Origin of the sequence: Leptospira sp. GIMC2001, from assembly GCF_028462125.1 — a bacterium.
Taxonomy (GTDB): domain Bacteria; phylum Spirochaetota; class Leptospiria; order Leptospirales; family Leptospiraceae.
This window is the reverse complement of sequence record NZ_CP115468.1, coordinates 981,528-1,002,229: the sequence shown is the minus strand read 5'-3', so window position 1 is coordinate 1,002,229 and position 20,702 is coordinate 981,528. Positions and strand designations below refer to the sequence as shown.

The 20,702-nt window shown below is 36.8% G+C and carries 20 protein-coding genes; 7 read left to right on the top strand and 13 right to left on the bottom strand.

Annotation, left to right across the window (positions count from 1 at the left end; genetic code table 11):
* Nucleotides 1–578 precede the first annotated feature (578 nt).
* Nucleotides 579–2,156, bottom strand: coding sequence for a DEAD/DEAH box helicase (locus O4O04_RS05970; protein WP_272534832.1), 1,578 nt, complete (start codon nucleotides 2,154–2,156; stop codon nucleotides 579–581).
* 133 nt (nucleotides 2,157–2,289) lie between these two features.
* Between O4O04_RS05970 and O4O04_RS05965 the strand changes: the two genes are divergently transcribed.
* Nucleotides 2,290–3,384, top strand: coding sequence for a DUF2804 domain-containing protein (locus O4O04_RS05965; RefSeq protein ID WP_272534831.1), 1,095 nt, complete (start codon nucleotides 2,290–2,292; stop codon nucleotides 3,382–3,384).
* 27 nt (nucleotides 3,385–3,411) lie between these two features.
* On the opposite strand, the gene vapC is transcribed toward O4O04_RS05965, so the two are convergent.
* The 4 genes from vapC to O4O04_RS05945 all read right to left on the bottom strand — a co-directional run bounded on the left by vapC (nucleotide 3,412) and on the right by O4O04_RS05945 (nucleotide 7,423).
* A complete protein-coding gene (gene vapC / locus O4O04_RS05960; RefSeq protein WP_272534829.1) occupies nucleotides 3,412–3,861 on the bottom strand; it encodes a type II toxin-antitoxin system VapC family toxin in 450 nt (149 codons plus the stop codon).
* Between the two features lie 3 nt (nucleotides 3,862–3,864).
* On the bottom strand, nucleotides 3,865–4,062 hold the full coding sequence (locus tag O4O04_RS05955; RefSeq protein WP_272534828.1) for a type II toxin-antitoxin system VapB family antitoxin: 198 nt from the start codon (nucleotides 4,060–4,062) through the stop codon (nucleotides 3,865–3,867).
* A gap of 180 nt (nucleotides 4,063–4,242) precedes the next feature.
* Nucleotides 4,243–6,003 (bottom strand): methyl-accepting chemotaxis protein, encoded by a 1,761-nt coding sequence (locus O4O04_RS05950; protein ID WP_272534827.1) that lies wholly within the window; start codon nucleotides 6,001–6,003, stop codon nucleotides 4,243–4,245.
* A 202-nt stretch (nucleotides 6,004–6,205) separates the two neighbouring features.
* Nucleotides 6,206–7,423, bottom strand: coding sequence for an OmpA family protein (locus O4O04_RS05945; RefSeq protein ID WP_272534825.1), 1,218 nt, complete (start codon nucleotides 7,421–7,423; stop codon nucleotides 6,206–6,208).
* Between the two features lie 107 nt (nucleotides 7,424–7,530).
* On the opposite strand from O4O04_RS05945, the gene O4O04_RS05940 reads away from it, so the two are divergent.
* Nucleotides 7,531–9,072 carry a SulP family inorganic anion transporter gene (locus O4O04_RS05940; RefSeq protein ID WP_272534823.1) on the top strand — a complete coding sequence of 514 codons (1,542 nt, stop codon included), beginning with the start codon at nucleotides 7,531–7,533 and terminating at the stop codon, nucleotides 9,070–9,072.
* Between the two features lie 96 nt (nucleotides 9,073–9,168).
* The gene (can, locus tag O4O04_RS05935) at nucleotides 9,169–9,801 is read left to right on the top strand and encodes a carbonate dehydratase (protein WP_272534822.1); all 633 of its coding nucleotides are present in this window, start codon (nucleotides 9,169–9,171) and stop codon (nucleotides 9,799–9,801) included.
* Here the strand turns inward: can and O4O04_RS05930 are convergent.
* Complete coding sequence (locus tag O4O04_RS05930; protein ID WP_272534821.1) at nucleotides 9,753–10,796, bottom strand: NAD(P)-dependent oxidoreductase; 1,044 nt, start codon at nucleotides 10,794–10,796, stop codon at nucleotides 9,753–9,755. The two genes, can and O4O04_RS05930, sit on opposite strands and share 49 nt — an antisense overlap.
* A 32-nt stretch (nucleotides 10,797–10,828) precedes the next feature.
* Here O4O04_RS05930 and O4O04_RS05925 point away from each other — a divergent pair, with 32 nt between their 5' ends.
* Together O4O04_RS05925 and O4O04_RS05920 are read left to right on the top strand one after the other, a co-directional pair.
* The gene (locus O4O04_RS05925) at nucleotides 10,829–11,272 is read left to right on the top strand and encodes a hypothetical protein (protein ID WP_272534820.1); all 444 of its coding nucleotides are present in this window, start codon (nucleotides 10,829–10,831) and stop codon (nucleotides 11,270–11,272) included.
* Nucleotides 11,273–11,364: 92 nt separating this feature from the next.
* Entirely contained in the window at nucleotides 11,365–11,922 is a 558-nt protein-coding gene (locus O4O04_RS05920) for a dihydrofolate reductase family protein (RefSeq protein WP_272534818.1), read from the top strand.
* 6 nt (nucleotides 11,923–11,928) lie between these two features.
* On the opposite strand, the gene O4O04_RS05915 is transcribed toward O4O04_RS05920, so the two are convergent.
* The 6 genes from O4O04_RS05915 to O4O04_RS05890 form a co-directional block, all read right to left on the bottom strand.
* Entirely contained in the window at nucleotides 11,929–12,729 is an 801-nt protein-coding gene (locus O4O04_RS05915) for an ABC transporter permease (RefSeq protein ID WP_272534817.1), read from the bottom strand.
* Nucleotides 12,730–12,739: 10 nt separating this feature from the next.
* Nucleotides 12,740–14,317 carry a hypothetical protein gene (locus O4O04_RS05910; RefSeq protein ID WP_272534816.1) on the bottom strand — a complete coding sequence of 526 codons (1,578 nt, stop codon included), beginning with the start codon at nucleotides 14,315–14,317 and terminating at the stop codon, nucleotides 12,740–12,742.
* Nucleotides 14,318–14,344: 27 nt separating this feature from the next.
* Complete coding sequence (locus O4O04_RS05905) at nucleotides 14,345–16,087, bottom strand: apolipoprotein N-acyltransferase (RefSeq protein WP_272534815.1); 1,743 nt, start codon at nucleotides 16,085–16,087, stop codon at nucleotides 14,345–14,347.
* Between the two features lie 15 nt (nucleotides 16,088–16,102).
* Nucleotides 16,103–17,098, bottom strand: coding sequence for a PIN/TRAM domain-containing protein (locus O4O04_RS05900; protein ID WP_272534814.1), 996 nt, complete (start codon nucleotides 17,096–17,098; stop codon nucleotides 16,103–16,105).
* A gap of 35 nt (nucleotides 17,099–17,133) precedes the next feature.
* Nucleotides 17,134–17,697 (bottom strand): CarD family transcriptional regulator, encoded by a 564-nt coding sequence (locus O4O04_RS05895; protein WP_272534813.1) that lies wholly within the window; start codon nucleotides 17,695–17,697, stop codon nucleotides 17,134–17,136.
* Nucleotides 17,698–17,815: 118 nt separating this feature from the next.
* On the bottom strand, nucleotides 17,816–18,487 hold the full coding sequence (locus O4O04_RS05890; RefSeq protein ID WP_272534812.1) for an SPOR domain-containing protein: 672 nt from the start codon (nucleotides 18,485–18,487) through the stop codon (nucleotides 17,816–17,818).
* A gap of 147 nt (nucleotides 18,488–18,634) precedes the next feature.
* Here O4O04_RS05890 and O4O04_RS05885 point away from each other — a divergent pair, with 147 nt between their 5' ends.
* Complete coding sequence (locus O4O04_RS05885) at nucleotides 18,635–18,991, top strand: single-stranded DNA-binding protein (RefSeq protein ID WP_272534811.1); 357 nt, start codon at nucleotides 18,635–18,637, stop codon at nucleotides 18,989–18,991.
* Between the two features lie 153 nt (nucleotides 18,992–19,144).
* Nucleotides 19,145–19,540: a hypothetical protein gene (locus O4O04_RS05880; RefSeq protein ID WP_272534810.1), complete on the top strand. Its 396-nt coding sequence runs from the start codon at nucleotides 19,145–19,147 to the stop codon at nucleotides 19,538–19,540.
* Between the two features lie 24 nt (nucleotides 19,541–19,564).
* On the opposite strand, the gene O4O04_RS05875 is transcribed toward O4O04_RS05880, so the two are convergent.
* On the bottom strand, nucleotides 19,565–20,671 hold the full coding sequence (locus tag O4O04_RS05875; protein WP_272534808.1) for a hypothetical protein: 1,107 nt from the start codon (nucleotides 20,669–20,671) through the stop codon (nucleotides 19,565–19,567).
* Nucleotides 20,672–20,702 lie beyond the last annotated feature (31 nt).

The following is a 20,702-nucleotide window of genomic DNA, read 5'->3' as shown; positions in this document are numbered from 1 at the left end:
GGGAATGAAATTTTTGAAAGTTGTTGATGTTGAATTTTCTCCAAGCCCGGGGCTTAAGCCCCGTCCTCCCGTCCTCCCGTCCTCCCGTCCTCCCGTCCTCCTGCCCACTATCTATGCAAAGTTTTGCAAGAAACACAAGAGTCTCAATTCACACCTTAGCAAAATTTCCTTCGGAATGAAGTGTTATGTAAGCATAGAGCACTGAAGTTACGTAGAGGAAATAAATCAACAAATACGACTACTAAACAACACAACATTCTTCGTGTGCTTCGTGTCTCCGCCTGCCCGTCACCACTTTCTGAAAGAAATGGTGATGTGGTGTGAAAACTCTTCGTACTTTTCTCCAATATATTCGGATATTGGAAGATTTTCACAAATCACATAAAACGGATTTGTAAATTAATATTGCAAATCATAATAGATAAAGTTCTTAGATGTTTAGGATTTTGAATTTTCCTATAGCGTAGGGCTTAAGCCCTGGGCTGGGTTATTACGAAAAAAAAGGTAAGGATTTGATTCCTTGCCTTTTTGCATTCAGAGAAATATGCGAGACCTGACGATCTTATATCTAACTAAAGTTATCTGCTTGCTTTCTTAAAAGTTTTTTTCTCTGACCTGTTGCCACCGCTTGAATCACGAGAAGAACCAGAGGATCCAGATGAGCCAGAAGAACGATCCGATCTTTTGTAGTCAGAACGGCCATTAGACGAAGACTTACCTTTATCACGGAAAAATCTATTCCCGCTACCTTGGCTAGAGCCACCTCCGCCCCCACTTGATCTTCGATAACCACCACTGCGGCCACCACCATCACGATCAGCGCCTGATGGCTCGCGAAGAGTTGGAATATTATCAACTACTTCAAGAGGACAGATTTTTTGTAAGTATTGAGCTAAGATATGCTCTATTGCAATCCCTTTTGCTTTGAGTTCTTCAACCAATTTTCTATGATGATCCAAACTTACGTCAACTGACAGAGATTCTGCGAGTCCTGCAAGATTATCGATATAAGAAGCCCGTATTTCTTTGCTGGAAGGTGGGCTTTTCTTAATCATTGTTACTTTGGAAAATTTCTCAATTCCGCGAATTTTGCGAAGCTCAGAAGAATTTGTAACAAAGCTAATCGCTTGTCCAGATTTACCTGCGCGACCAGTTCTTCCAATTCTATGAACATAATTCTCACGATCCGCTGGAATATCGTAGTTAAACACTGCATCCACATTGCTTACATCAATTCCACGTGCAGCAACATCGGTTGCAACTAGAACATTCAAAGAACCACGACGAAAAGCATTCAATACTTGGTTTCTCTGAGCTTGACTCAAGTCACCATGAATTGCATCCGCTTGCAATCCAGTTCTGCGAAGAGATACAACTGTATCATCTACAACTTTTTTGGTATTGCAGAAAACGATTACCGACTTCATCGCTGTTTGGCGAACAACCGAAGACAACAATCTAGGTTTATCTTGCGATCCAACTTCATAATAGATTTGCTCAATAGAAGCATTCGTCATAACTTCGCCAGTCACTTTTGCATGAGCTGGTTTATTCAAATATTTCTGAGCGATATCCATAATCGGAGGAGACATGGTTGCTGAGAATAGAATAGTCTGCCTTGTAGTAGGGATCGTTCCGAGAATTTCTTCCATATCATCACGAAATCCCATATTGAGCATTTCATCTGCTTCATCCAAGACTGCCATTTTTACAGTATCGAGTTTTAAGATTTTGCGATTCATGAGATCCAGCATACGTCCTGGAGTTCCTACTATGATTTGCACGCCATCACGAACAGATTTGATTTGTTTTTGGATTGAGTCTCCGCCAAATACTGCAAGGATACGAACATTTTTACGAAGCCCTGCAAGTTTTTGAAGTTCACGACTTACTTGCAATGCAAGCTCTCTAGTTGGGCATAACACCAAACCTTGTAGAGAATTGTCGCCTGCTTTTAACATTTCGAGAAGAGGTATGCCAAATGCTGCTGTTTTTCCGGTTCCAGTCTGAGCCTGACCAATTAGGTCGCTGCCTTTTAATAATTTAGGGATGGCTACTGCTTGAATAGGAGAAGGTTCTGTATAACCCATAGCTACAATTGCATCTATGGTTTCTTGGGACAACCCAAGGTCTTGGAAAGTGATTGTTGATTTCATTTTGATTCCTAAAGTGGAAAATCCGGCAGGGGAAAAGAGCTAGAAATTCGGTCTTTATCCACAATTGTAGAATCGATCAGGCTGTAAAGCCAATTCCACTTGCCAAATTCTTACCATTCGAGAACCAGACAAAATGAAGACTCCCAATAATAAATATGAAGCCTTAGAAATAAAGGAAACTATTTCACTCTGTTCTCCAAATGGAAACCTCAACAGAGAAGCGATTGGATGGGCAAGAAAACCTCTATTTATTCCCAATCTTAAGAACCATTTCCTTAGAAAAAAGCTTTGGAATTATTGGTGCGTAACAGGACCCGAAGGGATGTTTTCGATAACAATATCCGACGTTGACTATGCCGGACTTGCTTTTGTCTATTATCTTGATTATTCAACTGGGATATTTCAAGAAGCAACCGAAATGATCGCTTTTCCTCTTGGTAAATCCTTACCCCAATCCATTTCTGATAATGCAAGCTTTGAAACTCCAAATGTAAAAGTAGACTTCCAGAATTTTGAAGGAGGCACCGAAGTTCGCCTCAATGTGTTGTGGAAAAATTTTCATGGCAAAAAATTAAATGCAGAATTTATCATTTCTTATCCACCTAACCATGACACTTTGAATGTAGTCGTTCCATGGTCAGATTCCAAGTTTCAATATACTTCTAAGCAAAATTGCCTGCCCGCTCGAGGTTTTGTTCAAATAGAACCAATTGACGATTCATCCAAACAAAATAATAATACCCAAACAATTGGTGAAATAAAACCTTTTCGATTGGAATTCAAAACGGAAGACAGTTTTGCCTGTGCTGATTACGGTCGCGGAGTCTGGCCTTATTCCATTTCTTGGAATTGGGGCAGCTTCTCGACAAGAGCCGGGTCTGATACTATCGGCCTGAACATGGGCGGGCAATGGACCGATGGAACGGGAATCTCCGAAAATGGTTATGTCATCAATGGAAACCTAACAAAGATTACTGAACCACTCCAATGGATCTATGATAAGAAAAATTACAAAAACAAATGGATTATGAAAACATTGGAATCCGATTCCATCGAATTGGAATTCGAACCCTTCTATGTAAGACGAGCTCTATCCAATTTTATTGTAATTTTCTCAGAAGTATTCCAGTGCTTTGGTAGATACAACGGAGTCATCCGAACCAAAACTCAAAACTACAAAATCGAAAATGTAATAGGCTGGGCTGAAGACCACAAAGCCCGTTGGTGACCATCATTTGAGTCTCCAACCGAGACATTATGAGTTGGCTTTCTTTTTAATCTTCAGGTAATTTTCTAAATTTAAAATATTTAATTCTTTATATTTGGAAATTCCGACAAAATCGTTATCATAAGTAGCTAAGTATAGATTTCTATTAATTGCCGTTGTTGCAATTTGACAATCAATTGTAGTCAATGATAAGCCTTTTTTTGATAATTCATTCCGTAATTTTGCAGAATCAATATAGTCCTTCTTATCCAATTCTAAGTAGCTAAAATAATTTAAATGATTTTGTATCTGATCGAACAGTCTGCCGTCTTTTATCCCTGACAATATTTCTTGAATTATTGATCCTGTGAGAAATATTTCTTCTTCATTTTTAATCAATTTATACAAGAAAGTCTCAGAAGTCTCAAAATCATTTTTCTTTCTTCGAAGTGCTTCAGACCAAACCGAAGTATCAACCAAAAGACTTAATTTTCTCAAAATCTAACGATCTCTTATTTTTTTATAATTATAGTTTTCGTCGTATTCAACATTATTGATGAAATTCAGAAATTGATCCTGCTTGTATCTTTTTATAAATTCTTTTAATGCTAAATTTACAGTATCTTTTTTGGATTTTAAACCACTTATAGAGTAAGCTTGATTCAAAAGATCATTATCAATATTTAAATTGGTTGCCATCTTAACTACACAATACAGTGTGTAAACTAATAGTCAATCTAAAAACACTTAATATGCATCTATATGACCATTGTCCCCAACATCAATCTTGTTTTCTTTTTATTTCTATTATTCAAAAGTTCATAAATGAAAGTCGTGAGCTTTTTAATGAACTATTAAATGTAGGGACGATGACCAAATTCAACTCTGAACTTCGCCCACTTTGAACTTCTTGACTAAATCATTGATTTCAAATGCTAGGTTATTGATATTTTTTGATAAATCTTTCATTTCTATGGAAGTATCTGCCATAGTTTGCGATTCATTACTTAGATTACTAACCATTGAGGCGAATTCTTGAATTGCTTTTTTTTGCTCAAGAGTAGATCCATCAATGATATCCATCATATTTTGAAATTTATCTACACCTTGAACTATATTCTTTGTATTGCTAGTCTGATCCGTTATGCTATTCATAACATTCGTGACAGAGCCTTCAATACGTTCTACGCTTGAAATGATTGTTTCCAGTATTTTGAGAAGCTGATTGATTTGTGTCTTTCCACTTTCAATCGAGTCTACCATATCTTTTGAATTGATATCAATATCCTTCACACTTGAAGAAGCTTGATTTGCTAATTTTGAAATTTCTTCTGCAACAACAGCAAAACCTTTTCCTGATTCTCCAGCTCTTGCTGCTTCAATTGCCGCGTTCAGTGATAGCAAATTGGTTTTGTCCGATATATCCCTAATAATTCTTGTGAATTCTTGGATTTTTGCAGATTTCAAGGCGATATCGTGGATGGAATTATTTACTTCATTGATTTGCTTTTTACCTACACTTGCATGCTCATTCGTAAATGTGGAAATATCCGTCAGATTTTGGATTTCTGACTGAATAGAAAAAATCGAATCATTCAGAAGATTCAAAGACTTAGAAATTTCCGTTCCTCGCTTAACAGTATCATTGATATGAACAGAAATATTTTCTTGAGTCGATGATAATTCTTCGATTGCAGCCGATGATTCCTCCGAAGCTGCAGCCTGACTTTGCGAAATATTTGCAAGCGAATCAATCTTAGTATTCATATTATCAGATGTAATTTGTAAATCCGCGGATGTACTTTTGATTTTAGTTACAAAATTATTCAGATATTCTCTCATGGAATCAATCGAGATAGAAAGCTGTCCAATCTCATCATCAGAATCCATTTGTGATTTTTGAGATAGATCTCCTTCAGAAATATTTTTGGATATTGTCACAAAATTTTTAATTGGTTTAATTAGTAATTTTTGAATTCCATAAAATAAAATAAAAACCATTGCAAGAATGAACAATGGAAAGGACAGACCATACTTCATCAAATCAGCATTCAATGCTTCTTTATCTTTATTTAGATTTATATAAACGTTAATACTACCTAATAGCTTATCTGTTCCAGGATTGTAGAAATGGCAATGAGCACATCCAGGATGTGTATTGGCATTCAAAGGAAGGCTCAGTCGATAGAAATTATCATTAAACTCTTCTACTTTTTTTGATCCTTGTAGAAAAGACTTCAATGCCTCTTCTTCAAAACTTATTTCGACTCCAGTAGAAGTTCCTTGAGGTTTAAGAGAAAGTAATTTTGGATCTGTGACTAGTCTCACTCTTGGAATATCAACTCCAAAATCATGAGTGATTGCTTCGTCAACTGCGAATATAGTTCGAGTCCAATCCTGTCTTACCAAGTTTTTTGCATCATCACCATTTGCAGAATCAAATTCTTCATTGAACTTAATGGTTGATACCATAAACATTTGAACCGAACGAGAAACATAGTCAAGAGACTTCTCTATTGCGCGATCCTTCATTTCACTAGTTCGGTCGATATACAACAACCCAATAAAAATTGCATAACCGATTGCTGAGACGAGAAAAAAGAGAGCAATTATCTTGCCACTAATATTTTGTAATTTCATAAACCAATTTTTCAAATCGTATAAACATATTTTACATATCTATTGCGTACAAAGAGTACAGTCAATTATTAATTTCTATATAATGGAAGCAGAGGTTCTATGAAAATATTCTAATCGTTAAAATTAGAATATTTACTCATTGTTTTGGTGATTTAAAGATTTTGCGATGCAGTTTCTGTTTTCTATCAAATCGACACCATCGCTATTCAACAACGATAGTTATATCCACACGACGGTTCTTCTTTCTTTCTTCTTCTGTTTTGTTCGAAGCTATTGGTTTGCGATCAGCAAGCCCTTCGTATGACATTCGATCTGGGTCTAAACCAAATTTATCAACCAATGCATTCAATGCTGACTTGGCTCGATTCTCAGAAAGTTTCTGATTGTAATCTTTTCCACCAGTATTGTCTGTATGCCCACTGATTCGAATTTCTCTTTTGGGATATTTCTTTAGAACTTCAGCAATTTTTCCAATCTGATCTAGAGCATCCTTTCTCAGATCTGCGCTATCTAGATCAAAAAGGATTGAATCCATAGAAATGGAGATTCCTTCATCAGTTCGCCTAACATTTAATGGAGACTTGCTATCGTCTTTTGGAATTCCTAGCTCATTAGAGATTTGATTGCGAAAATCATCCTTTGCTTGATCGGTCAATGTCTTGCGATGCTGATAGACTCCATTGATATGAAAACTAGCTTCCTGAACTATTCCACCAGGATAGACAAACGTATAAGATAATTTATTTTCTTTGTATTGAGGAACCCCTCGAATTGGATCAAAATAGACAGTCCCTCGAGCAAATCCGTAAATTTTAACTGGCACTCCTTCTCGAACGGATTTTTCTTGATGATAAATCGAATAACTATAGTTAATTCTTTCTCCGCGACCCGAATGTTCGTTCCACTTCCATTCCCTTGGACCTTGTATATTGTATTCAGCGTTTACAGGAATCTTAACGCGACCACCTATAAAATCAAAGGATTCTTCTGCAGCCATATTCCAAGAATCTCCAGTTGAAACTGGACTTTCAGGAAAACCTGGAACTGATCTTAGATTAGGCATAACATATTCATCTGGAACTATGTAGAGTCCATTTTTTTGAATGAAGAATTTAGAAATAAAACTTTTGTCCTTTCGAAAGGGACCTTCCGTATTTCCATAACGAACGTACGTATCAAAAAAACTGTCCAAACGACAAGAAACTGCCGAACATTCTTCTACTTTCAAAACGATACGATTCCTATCTTGCCGATTGACCTCACGATCCATCACTCGAAACCGTACATTGTGAAACTCATTCAGCTCCAAAACATCGTCTGATTGGAGTTTCCATTCTAATTTTCTTGGCTCGTCTGAGAAAATATAACTTGGAATTAGGATAGAGAAAGCAATGGCAATCGAAAGAAAGTAAGTTTGCATAAGAAATCCTTAGTTTATACTTCGACCAATTTGAAAAAATGTTAATTTTCAATTTCTGAAAATAACAGATTGATCGCAAAAAATCGCATTCTAAATTCGGATAGTCAATGAATTTTAAATATTTTAAAGCTGATGTATCTGCCTCTTTTGTAGTATTTCTTGTTGCGCTTCCAATCTGTTTAGGGGTAGCTCTCGCATCTGGTGCTCCTTTATACAGTGGGATTCTTTCTGGCATTATCGCAGGAATTGCAATCGGGATAATGAGTGGATCGAACCTGTCAGTATCTGGTCCTGCTGCAGGACTTGCAGTAATTGTCTCTCGAGCAATTGATTCCCTTGGGAGCTATGAGAATTTTCTTCTTGCTGTAGTTGTTGCAGGAATTTTTCAAATAGGCTTAGGTTTATTAAAGGCTGGATATTTGAGCAGTCTTTTTCCACATGCAATCATTCGTGGAATGCTTGCGGCAATTGGTATCATCCTAATCTTAAAACAAGTTCCGCATGCTATAGGATATGACTTCGATTTTGAAGGAGATGAAAGTTTTTTTCAATTTGATGGGCATAACACATTTAGTGAATTGTTCTATTCTTTTCAATCCATATCTCCGATAGCAGTATGTATTTCTATATCATCACTGATTTTTCTTATATTAGTGGACAATCGTTATATTCGTAAATTTGAATGGATTCGTTTACTGCCAGGAGCTTTAATTGTAGTATTGGCTGGAATCGGATTCAATCAGTTCCTTCTGGTTTACAATCCAAACTTAGCACTTGCACAGAATCACTTGGTTACTTTACCAGATATACTCAAGAGCGATACATTCTTTGAGAATCTCACTTTCCCCAATTATTCAGCATATAAGAATTTGTCAATATACGGAGTTGGTTTAACGATCGCTATTATCGCATCCATTGAATCTTTACTGTCCATTGAAGCAATTGACAAAATGGATCCAAAACGAAGATCCACATCCACGAATAGGGAACTAATCGCTCAAGGGATAGGGAATTTTCTATGCGGAATTTTTGGCGGAATCCCAGTAACATCCGTTATCGTAAGAAGCACAGCCAATCTCACTGCTGGCGCAAAAACGAAATTATCCTGTATCTTGCATGGTATATTGCTTCTTCTATCTATACTTTTTTTTGCTAATGTATTAAATCTCATTCCACTTTCTTCGTTGGCGGCGATTCTCATTGTAATCGGATTCAAATTAACCAATCCGTCCGTTTTTATAGAGATCTATAAAAAAGGTCAGAATCAGTTTATACCATTTTTATTCACAATTATTGCCATACTGTTTACAGATCTTTTGATCGGAATTTTTATAGGAACTGCGATTGGACTCATTTTTGTTCTAAAAGGCAACTATAAAGAGGTTATCACCCTAACTAAACATAATGAAAACTATTTACTCCGACTCAATCGAGATGCTTTCTTTATCAATAAGCCTGAACTAAAACAGAAAATTCTGGATATCCCTGATGGTGCAAGTGTGCTCCTTGATGGGTCTCGGGCAGAATTTATTGACAATGATGTGTTAGAGACTCTGGAAGATTTTCTGGATTCTTGTATAGACCGAAACATTGACGTTGAAGTATATAAAATTCATAATGCCAGATATGAAATTTTTAGAAAGAACTGAGAATTGATTTTTTTCAATAATATACAATGCATAAAGTATTCAATTGATAAAATAATCTAAATTGAAATTTTAAAATAAACTGTAAGGATATACACAATGAACTCATTCGAAAAAATACTTCTAGAGAATAAGGCTTGGTCAGAAGAAAAGAAAAAGAAAGATCCCGAATTTTTTGGACGTATGACTCAACTTCAGAAACCAGAATTCTTATGGATTGGATGCTCAGACAGTCGTGTTGCTGTAAACGAAATTACCAATACAAATCCCGGAGATATTTTTGTTCATAGAAATATTGCAAACCTTGTTGTGCATACAGATCTCAATCTACTATCTGTTCTTCAATACGCGGTAGAAATCCTCAAAGTCAAAAACATAATTGTCTGCGGTCACTATCAATGCGGAGGTGTGCAAGCTGCACTCGATACAAAAGATCTCGGTCTAATCAATAAATGGCTTAGAAACATCAAAGATGTCTATACGAAGCATAGCGCAGAATTGGATCTACTCCCACACCAAGAAAAATTAGATCGTCTAACAGAATGGAATGTAAAAGAACAGATATTGAATCTTTCGAAAACAACAATCATTCAAAAATCATGGAATAGAGAACAGATTCCTGAATTGCATGGATGTGTTTATAGCTTAAAAGATGGAATCATGCATGAAATCATTTATATGGATCATAAATCAATTGTTGACCCATTATATAAATACGAATTGTCCGAATAAACTCCTATATCTTCTCGCAAAGGATAATTGCCTCTGCGTTCTTCGAAATACTGATTATTTCCAGTAATAAATGCGGATTTCAGTTGATCGGATTCAAAGTCTAAAAAAGTTTCTGTTTTGAAATCCAGATTTTTTTGTAAGAAGCTATCTATAGGCTTAGGATACTTTCGACCAACTCTCTCGGCTAATCGGCAAGCAAGTCTATAGATGCCAAGTATGCGTCCGATCTGACTATATCCTGCTATATGAGGAGTATAGATTGAGTTTTTCCTTGTAATTAGTTTACCAATCAAATCTTCATTAGGTGGTTCTGGGTCAAATACATCTAATACAAGATTTATATCTTCACGTCGAATCAAGGATTGTACACCACTCTGAGTAAGGATCTCACCGCGTGATGTATTGATAAACATAGAGTTGGATTGTAAATTTGATATCTCGCCTTCACCGATAAAACCAAAAGTTGGATATCTACCATCCCATGTGAGTGGGACATGGCAACTGACAACATCGCTCTTCCAGACTTCGTTCCAATTCTTACTGGACGAAATAAATGGATCATAAAATTTCCATACTAAACCGTGGCTGTCTAAGATTTTGCCTAAGACTTTACCCACCTGTCCATAACCAATCAAACCAATCCTAAGATCAGAAATATTTTTATAAAATTTATGTAATGCAACAACAATGTATTCCGCAACCGATGAAGCATTGCAGCCGGGTGAATTCATAAATTTTCGGTCGTATTTGCGAAGCATATTCCAATCCACATGATCTGTTCCAGAACTCACAGTTGCAAAACAGGAGACATGCTTATATCGATTAATGGTTTCTTCATTTATGATTAATCTAGTATTGGCAATGAGAACAGAAATTTTCTCCGATTGAAGAGATGTTAATTCGGAAGGATTGTACGGTATGATTTCGGAATCAGGAATAAGATTAAAAATCTCCCTTCCCAGTTTTGTTCCAGCTGGATAAAAAACGCGTTGCATCTAGGGTGGTGTACCTGGTTATATCAGATTGTATGAACCTTGAGCTGTCAATCGAACAATATGAAGCACTTTTAAAACTCATTTTCATTGGTGATTGGGTTATGAGCTTCAGCGAATACGATAATCCCGAACCCGGTGAGAATCGCATGAGCGAAATCGCTCAATATATCTACGGCCAAGCAGATACAGTAGGACTTGGACATTTAGTAACCCATGACCAGAATTCTGATGCCCTTACTCTCACTCGAGAATTTGAAGAAGGCAGTGGGATCACAGAGATACTAGAATACTATGAGGAAGAAACTTTCTGGGAAGAGCTCATTCACAGGCTTGCGCATAGAGATTTCTATCGTCATTTTGGTGAGACAGCAATTTCTGAGATGGCAATCGAAGAGAGAATAGAAAAAGAAACTCCCTTTGTAGAAAAATACGCAACAGAGTTCAATGAGAACGGCTTAGAAAATCTTAAGACATAAATTCGATAATCTCTTATTCTTAATTTTACATTTAAGGATTATGATTTAGATATGAACATTCACTCAGTTTTTATTCTCCGAGGTTTTTAACCATGAGAAAAGTTATTTTTGCAATCAATTGTACAGCGGACGGATTCTATGGACATGAAAATATGCTACCGGATGAATCTGTTCATAATTTCTTTACAAAACTACTTAGCTCGGCAGGCTGCATTCTTTATGGACGAATCACTTTCCAACTCATGATTCCCTATTGGCCTGAAATTGCAAAAAATCAGAATGAAGATGCTTCATCTAATGAGTTCGCAAAAACATTTGACTCCGTTCACAAAATTCTTTTCTCAAGATCATTGCAAAAAATAAATGAATCTAACTCAGTACTTGCACAAAATAATCTGGTAGATGAAGTATTGAGTTTAAAAAAGCAACCTGGAAAAGATATTTACATTGGAAGTTTGAGTTTAGCGTCTCAGTTAACAGAACAAGAATTGATAGATGAATATTATTTTGTCGTTCATCCTGTAATCGCTGGGCAAGGTCCAAAACTATTCAATCAGACAAGTATGCAAAACAATCTTCTACTAGATTTGATTGGATCAGAAAAATTTCCATCTGGTGCAATTGCACTACATTACAAAAAAAGAATATAGTTGTATTTAGGCACCACCTGCTGATTCGTATGCTTTAATACCTTTTCGCCAAAAGTACATAGCTATCGAGAAGACTGCAATTCCAATTGGAAGAGTTCCTAAACCAAATAATGGATGCAAACCTGTATCCTTATTCAGAAAATAAGCTGCCGGATAGAAATTCACAAATGCAATTGGAAATAGGAAACTTAAGGAGAATTGCACACCCCGAGTGTAAATGCTCGCTGGATACAATAAGAACTCTCGTGCTGAGAAAATAAAAAGATGAACTAGCGATTGATTGTTGATTGAGAAAAATGCAACGGATGCAATCAAAATTCGTATTCCGCCCATGATCATCACACCCCCAATAAGTGAACAGATAAGAAGGACGATATTAATCACTCCCCAATGTATATCCACAAGCTTATTCGCATATATGAATGTAAAAGTTCCAAGACTTAGATGGGCAATTCCTGATACATCAAATCCCATACATATCACCTGTCCCAACGGAGAAATTGGACGAATCAAATACCTGTCAAAACCCCCAAGTCTAACAAGACTTCCGAACTCCAAGACGCCGGTAAAAACACTTGAGACAATGCCTCCGACAAGGATCAGTATACTGTATAAAAAAACTACCTCACCGAGTGACCATCCACCAATAGTTTTGAATCGGTTGACGATTACACTAACTGTGATTATCTGAGCGGCGTATAAAAATAATAAAGTTACAATAAATATAAAAAAATTCCAACGATATTCCATCCGTGCTTGGATGGAGGCTTTGATTAGATCCCAATAGATTGCAAAGTGGGTTGTCATTTACAGAACACTACTTCTTTTCTTGTAGCTGTTTCGCTTCGTTCTTCTTCCAAAGTAGTTTGTCTTCGCGGATTTTTTTCTCATTCAACTGTTTGCTGATTCGATTTCTAAGAATAAACGAAATATGATTCTGTGAATTGAAATCGATCATTCCTAATGCGTTAACCGAACTTGAATTTAAAACACCCATCACATCTTCGAGTGCCGTACTGTTTAGGAAATCACCGCTGTTGGATTGACCTAACCGCAAAGATTTCCAGAGCTGGATTGCTGCATTCTGATGATCGATTCTTTTTTCCGGAGGAAGAGTTTGACTGTATTCCCAATGGATCCTTCCCTTTTCGAATACTGCGTCAGATCTGCGATAATTATCCGGAGTATTCTTTAGAATCGTATCCATGATTTCTAATTTTTTCTGAGTATAGAGGCGATTTACGTCCTCCATAGATTTTATATTTTTTTCTTTGAGAATTGGTTTGTATTTTTCTAAAACCCTTCTGATTACTTCGACTCGTAGCTGTTTCTTCTGTTCAGGTGATAAGCTAGAAAGTAATGCTGCATTTTTAAAGTATTCTGCGAGAGCTCTCGATTGGATGTCGTAAATATTTTCTAGAGTAAATAGAATTTCCGTTCCCACTTTGTTTTCTTGGAATTCAGAATACAAAGCGAGCGAATGTTTCAAGAAATCTTCTTTATTCAGATTTTCTTGGAAATAATCAATGGAGAAGTAAGTAGGATCAGAACTAAAAGGATACGCTAATCTCTGCAAGTTTTCGTAATACAAATCTCGAACAAAATTAGGTAGATCTCCTTTATCGGGGTCATAATTCATAAATCGAGAAATAAATTCTTTCATTTGAATTTCTTTTTTCTTCGTTATGGACTGATCGAGATAAGTCATCCGATCTTGCTTGGGCATTTCTAGGACGGACTTATTGGTTTTCTCGCCGTCGGATTCAACGTTGATTTGAATTACATCGCCTTCGTCCGTTTTATTGCGATAGAGATCAATGATTTTGTTTCTTTCTTGGTGAGTGACAAGATCGGCGGGTGCTTGTCTAATTTCTTCTTCGAAGGGTTTGTCGATATTGTGAATCGTTGGAAAAACTTCCTTCACTGTTATATCTTCGTATTCTCTATTTCTATAGATATAGGAATCCGGAACCGATCCATCCTTTACAATATTATCATAACTATTTTTGAAATTCTTTCGTAGATTACTGGATTCTTCTAATTTCTCTACAAGATCTTTCCACTGCCCTTCACCAAACTTTGACTTGTCGAATTCAGGATTCGTTGGCATTTCTCCGAACTCTCCCGGATTCCCTGAGTCTCCGTCTTCTCCATCCATACTGAATTCAATGCTTCCTTCGCCATCACCTTGCTCATCACTAAATTCCATTTTGAAAGTATACTCTTCCGTAATTCCCTCTGGCTGTGTTGGATACATCCATAATGGCGCGCAGATATATTGCCCATTCAAATCAGGACTAGAATTCGAAGCATATACAATAAAGCTAATATGCGCAACTACAGAGAAGTATGCTGCGAGAACAATTCTTGTGCGATAGAAAAGAAATTTGTCCATTAGACTTCGAAAAGAAAAATTCAAAACTTACTTCCTCTTTTTCCAATAGATAAATCCATACCTAATACTTAGACCGAGTAAGATCATCCAAGAAAGTAGATTTCCATATTTGACATAGAAGGTTTGTTCTGAATCGACAACACCCACTTTCTTTCGCATAAATAATGATGCTTCTTGAGCCGAGAATTCGTTATCAACAATTCTACCCAGATGATCCACAAAGAAAGACGAACCAGAATTCGTTGAACGAACCATCCATTTGCGCCATTCTATTGAACGAATTCTTGCAAGATCACCGTGTTGAAAAGTCTCGGCGGACACTCCGTACCATTTATCGTTAGTTACATTTACAAAAAAGTCTGGATTCCCAGAATCCCGAAAAGTCCGGACAAATTCTGGAACAATCACTTCATAACAAATCAAAGGAAGAAATTTACCAACTTCTGTCGTAGGAGTTTTCAATTCACTATAATAATTTTCCACGTCAGGCTTACCAATATTTAAGGTATCTTCATAGCTGATAGGTTTAGGAAGTTCGCTATCTAATTTTCTTTCTTTCGAATAATAGGGAATTAGCTCAAGACTTTTGCCTGGCTCAAAACGTCCTGTCTGCGGACTGAGTGCATACATCCAATCAAAAGGCATGTATTCACCAAAGATCAGGAGAAAAACTTTCTGATAGGATTTCTTCCGTTCCCCATTTGGATCATAGAGAGTAGAGCTATTGTAAAGTCTTCGATTGGCTCTGGTTCGAATATTGTCTTTGAATGATGCATCCAATTCATTGAAGAAAATATTGGATTGCAATCGATTGGCAAGAAGAAACATAAGTGAATCGTACCGATCCCAATACATGGGCGGACTGATTGTCGCCGAATGTTTGTGAGCTGAGAAAAATGGAACTCCTGATTCTGGCAGAACAATCAAGTCAACTGGATCTGGACTGGATGCTTTGCCTTGAACAGCCAATTCATCAATTCGTTTCATAAGATCGTTGATTGTCTCGGCAACACTTCTTCCATCACGAAACTCTAAGGGAGCATTGGGTTGAATAACCAAAGTATCTACGTAACGAGATGGCACTACATTATTCCATTTAACGTATAACGAGAATCCTACGACATAGAAAATGATAAATAGTGCTATAGGAAGATATAACTTTTGCAATAGTCGAAACCGCTGCGGAATTCTTTTCCACCTCGCAGGAGATAAAAGAATATCTCGACCCCACCAGGAATACATAGTATATGAGACAACAAACAATAAAAAGCTGAGACCATAGATCGACATGATCTCCGCTGTTTGAGCGAGAGTTTCATGTCCGGCCACTATGCTTCCCCAATACCAAGGAAAGACTTGTGGTGTGACAAATTCTCCCAGTAGACAGACAAATCCTGCAACCCAAGCGAATTCTTTTTTTACCTTGATGATAAGAAAAGAAAACAACATCAAGAAAAATGGAAACCAAAGATTGAGAATGATTGCTGAAATAAAAAAGATCGGTAAAGCGAGAAACATGGGAAAGCCGCCAAAGACGACCGTCATATAAATGATCCAATTGAAAGAGAAGGAATAGAAAACAATTGCGACCAGGCATCCTGCCCAGAAGAGCTTCTTCCATTGGCCACGGTAGCGGCTCTCTAAATAGAAAAGCCCCCAGGGTGCAAGCCATACAAGGATTGCATTGCTAAAGGGGGCAAATGCGTAATTTGAAAAAACTCCTACCCATAGGGCAGAAGTTATTGGGAAGATCCAAGATTTCCAGTTCATCCCTTACAGGGTTTTTTACTTGTTCACCTTGGTAAATATCATTTTTCCTGCATTGGTTTGGATAATCGAAGTTACTACAACTTTTACTTCCTTACCAACCAAATATCCGCCATTTTCGATTACGACCATGGTTCCATCTTCTAAGTAACCAATACCTTGGTTCTCGTCTTTACCTTCTTTGATAACGCTGATATTCAATTCTTCGCCAGGAAGAACGACTGGTTTCAATGCATTAGCAAGGTTGTTTAGATTTAAAACTTTGACGCCTTGGAGCTCAGCAACTTTATTCAAGTTGAAATCGTTGGTTACAATTTTGCCACCAGTATCAATTGCAAGCTTGATGAGTTTTGCGTCTACTTCTCTTGTGTCAGAATAGTCTGCGTAAGTAATTTTTACTTCAATCGAACCTTTTCTCTGTAGCTTGTTCAACATATCCAGACCACGTCGACCGCGAGCTCGTTTGATTGGATCGGAAGAATCACTGATAAGCTGAATCTCACGAAGAACGAAGTTGGGAAGAATCAGAGGTCCATCAATGAAGTGTGTATCTGCAATATCCAAGATACGACCATCGATAACAACGGATGTGTCCAAAATTTTGTCCCGAACGTCTTCGATTGCACCTTCAGCAAAAGTTAGATCCTTAGCTCCACCACCAAAAATCGCAAGCCCAGGATGTTTGTAGAAAGCAACTCCAGCACGGCTCCCAAGAAGTCCAAGAATTAAGGTTACTAGGACCGGAATTCCACGAGATCCATCGGTTACAAAGAGCTTTACAACCAAAAAGGAAAGTATGACCCCGACCAATGCACCGACACCGATGCAGAAAAGTAGATCACCCTTCCATTCTGGAAATAATTTCTTTTCGCCATAGAAGACGACAAGAAAAACAACGAAGGCGATAGTGCCTCCTGCGACGCTGAATACTACATCATTTGTATCAGAAAAAATGAAATAAGAAGAGGCAAGTCCCGCCAAAATAGAGGCGAGCACATTTAAGGCATGCTTCATTATGTTACCCTCAAATAAATATTGAGAGATAACGGTTAAATATCTACTTCGTCATCGCCAGGAGGTAGCTGAGGAATCTCGCCCAGAGAACTAGCCAATACATCAGAGACAATATTGCCAGCTTCTTCCGTCGGAACCCCCTTGCTTAGAGAAATTTCCATTTTCACAAGGTTATAAGCACTCTCGTAAAGTTTTCTCTCCATGATGGAGAGTTCCTTGCCAAATGCCCTCTTGAATAGGTTCCTACATACATCCGCTACTTCGTAAATAGAACCTGACTTGATCTTATTCAAGTTGTTCTGGTAGCGGAGTTTCCAATCTTCCTCGGTGTCTACTTCATCTTTCTTCAGAAGATTCAGGACTTTCTTGACATCTTTTTTGTCAATGATGGACCGAATGCCGACTATATCTGCATTCTCCACTGGAATCATAACCTTCATCTTCGTACCATGGATTTCCATAGTATAACAATCCCGTTTTTTACCGAGGATACTTTTCTTAGTAACTTCCGTGACTTCCCCAACCCCATGGATTGGATAAACCACGTAGTCTCCTACTTTGAAAGTGGTAACTGCTTTTATTTTCTTCTTGGCGGCCAATTAAGTATGATAACTTCCGTTAAAACTCTAAGCTGAGATTGAAGGAGCAAGATAACGGTGTCAAGCTCCTTTTTATAAAAAACTCTGTATTTTTCAGGCAGATTGTGTAATTAATGTGTCAGAATCGAACAGTCTTGAGATCAGCATCCGTAAAATCATCTTTTTCGAACGCTCGCAATGCTTTCAGAGCATCTTTTGCTTCATCTTGCTTGTAAAAATAGCCCGCGAATAGCTTGCCTGTGGAAGTACGAAACAACCGTCCTTGGAACTGTGGAGCTTCTTTTAAGATTAATTTGCCAACTCTAGCGGATTCAGCGGGTTCATAAGCACCAATTTGGATCAAATAGTTGATTTGATCCATTTTCGGGGGAAATTTTAGATTTTTCGGATAGTAAGAATTTTCTGTAATGCTAGGATCTTGCTTTTTTTCGGAAACGGATGAATCGCTGAGAACTGCTTTAGATTCTTCACTAGATATTCTAGATTCAGATGTATCCGTGATGATTTTTCCCATACTAGAATTCTGTTTTTCTTCACTTATGATTTTTTTGTCGGGAGAAGTATTTCTAAGGGAAATGGATTCCTCGCCTGTTTTTTGAAAATTCTGTTCGGTCTGATTGAGGTGAAGTCCCGTTACCATCCCACCAGTGAAGAGTAAAATCGCTCCAATAAAAAGTGGAAAAGGAGAACGACCCTTTGGCAGAATGGATTGCTGAGGCGCAACTGCAGGACTCGCTTGGGTATACATTCCAGTAGTCTTTAGTCTTCTTGAATAATCGATATTTAACATATAAATCCTTACAGTTTCAGTATCGACGAATGTTTGCGATTCTCCTTTTAAATTTTTTTTAAATGTTATAGAATTTTTTCTTAAGTATTCTCATATTCTTAGAGCATCTAGAAATCTTTTGAGTATGCACAACAAAGGAGTTCAAGCATGAAAGGTAATAACTTAGCGTATATATTCGCAGATGGAAATCTAACTTCCGATCCAGAAACAAAGAAGACAAGCACTGGCAAAAATGTAACAAGCTTTACAATAGCTGTTAATCACTCGACCAAACAAGATCATGATGGAGAGCAAGAAGTTTCATTTTTCGAAGTGGAGACATGGGATAAGCTTGCAGAGAATTGTGGAGAATATCTTAAGAAAGGAAGTAAAGTAACTATAATTGGACTTTTAAAACAAGATCGCTGGAAAAGTCCAGATGGAACTAGTAGATCGAAGGTTAAAATTTCTGCGCAACAAGTTCGATTCGACTACACAGCTAAATCAGAACGTAAAGCAGCCTAGTCCTTTCAGTTTCATAAAATCCCCAGCGCTTTCTATAATATTTAGAATTTATTACTGGGGATTTTGTAAATGGTTCTTAAACTGAAGTCCATGGTCACAGAATTTCAAAATTAAAAAACTTGCTTTTTCTAGATAAATATTTATATTTCCTTTATGAAATCTAAATATTTGGTAATATTTTTAATCTGCACTTTATTTCCATTCTCTATATTTGCGACTGAATCTAAAGAATCTCTAGTATTCAATTCTTGCATGCAAAGCTGCTACAAAAAATCAGATAGACTTCAGAATTTTTTATCTGCTGTTAGCTTTGCCGGTTTAATTGCGGCAGTTGCTACAGGTCACGGATCAAATACTGGAAATAGTAAAATTGTGGATCATACTGGTTTTGAACGTTATCAAACAGATCCTAGATACAAGCTCTGTCATTCTTCCTGCAAGAATTCTAATTCAAGTTTAGATTCGGTTGGTGACGGGGAATTCCATCCAAGATACAATAATTCTCTATATGAATATATTAATAGGAATAAGAATATATATAAATACTAGAAACTTTTTCTCCTATCTAAGTATCTAAATTATTCCATCGCGAATAAGCTGGTGAAAAAGTTTGCTAACCGATTGCTGAATGATATCATACTCGGCCTGAATATTTTTAACTCCTGGAGTATGAAAATTAACTTGGACATTTGATCCATCTTTTGGAATTCTATTCCGAATCTTATATTCTACTGTTTGATTCCAATAAATTTTGCCTGTTTTTACATCTTCGCAGATCGCCATATACTTTATTGATTTGTAACCTGAATTTCTAGATCCAACTTCCTTATAATTAAAATTTTGAATCTTTATTGTACGATCGATTTCAATTGCCGTAATTTTTTCTTCATCGGTTTCGAAGATCGAAAATCCTTTTGAAAGCAAAGCTGATTCCAAAGCAGTTATAAATTGAGATTCATACTTTTTGTTTAGAGAAGTCTCATTCGAATTATCAATTTTATTGGAATCAATCACTAGTGAATATCTAGGCGAATCAGAAATGAAAAATCTCTCTCGAAACTGCGAATCGCGATTCAGATCGATCCTAAAATCTCGCGAGAAAGCTTGGAAGGCTCTCCGCATTACACTAAAACTGCGCTCGTTAGTCGAATGATCAATATAGTCAGAGAATAAAGGAAGGAAAGGAGATAGAAAAAAATTGGAAATACCTTCATATACCGTATGATGCAAATCATAATTGTATTCTTTAAGTATTTCATTTTTATTGAGATCAAAAACTTGAAACTGAATATGTCCAGAGGACATTTTTTCATAAGGTATGATGGAAACTGTAAAATATGATAAAAGTTGATCCGGAAAATATTCAATATTCTCTGGAAGTGGTTTTATTAAAATTAGTATATTCGCATCTGGATTACTTACAAATAATTCGCTCATTTGAAATTTCGATAGTATCTCTTCTGAATAATAGTTTTCTATAATATATTCATTTTCTTTACTATATTCATTAAAAACGCTTATCTCGATTTGCCCATTTTTAGTAGTCTTTACACGCACTGGAATAGTTTTCGGAATACTTGATCGATCCAACTTCAATTTAACAGGAAGTTGAATTCGACCCAAATCAACTCTGTCTTGTTGGTATTCTTTGCTTGGTGGGATTTGCGCTGTGTAATGCATAAAGCAATTCCATTGGCAAAAAACCAAACCA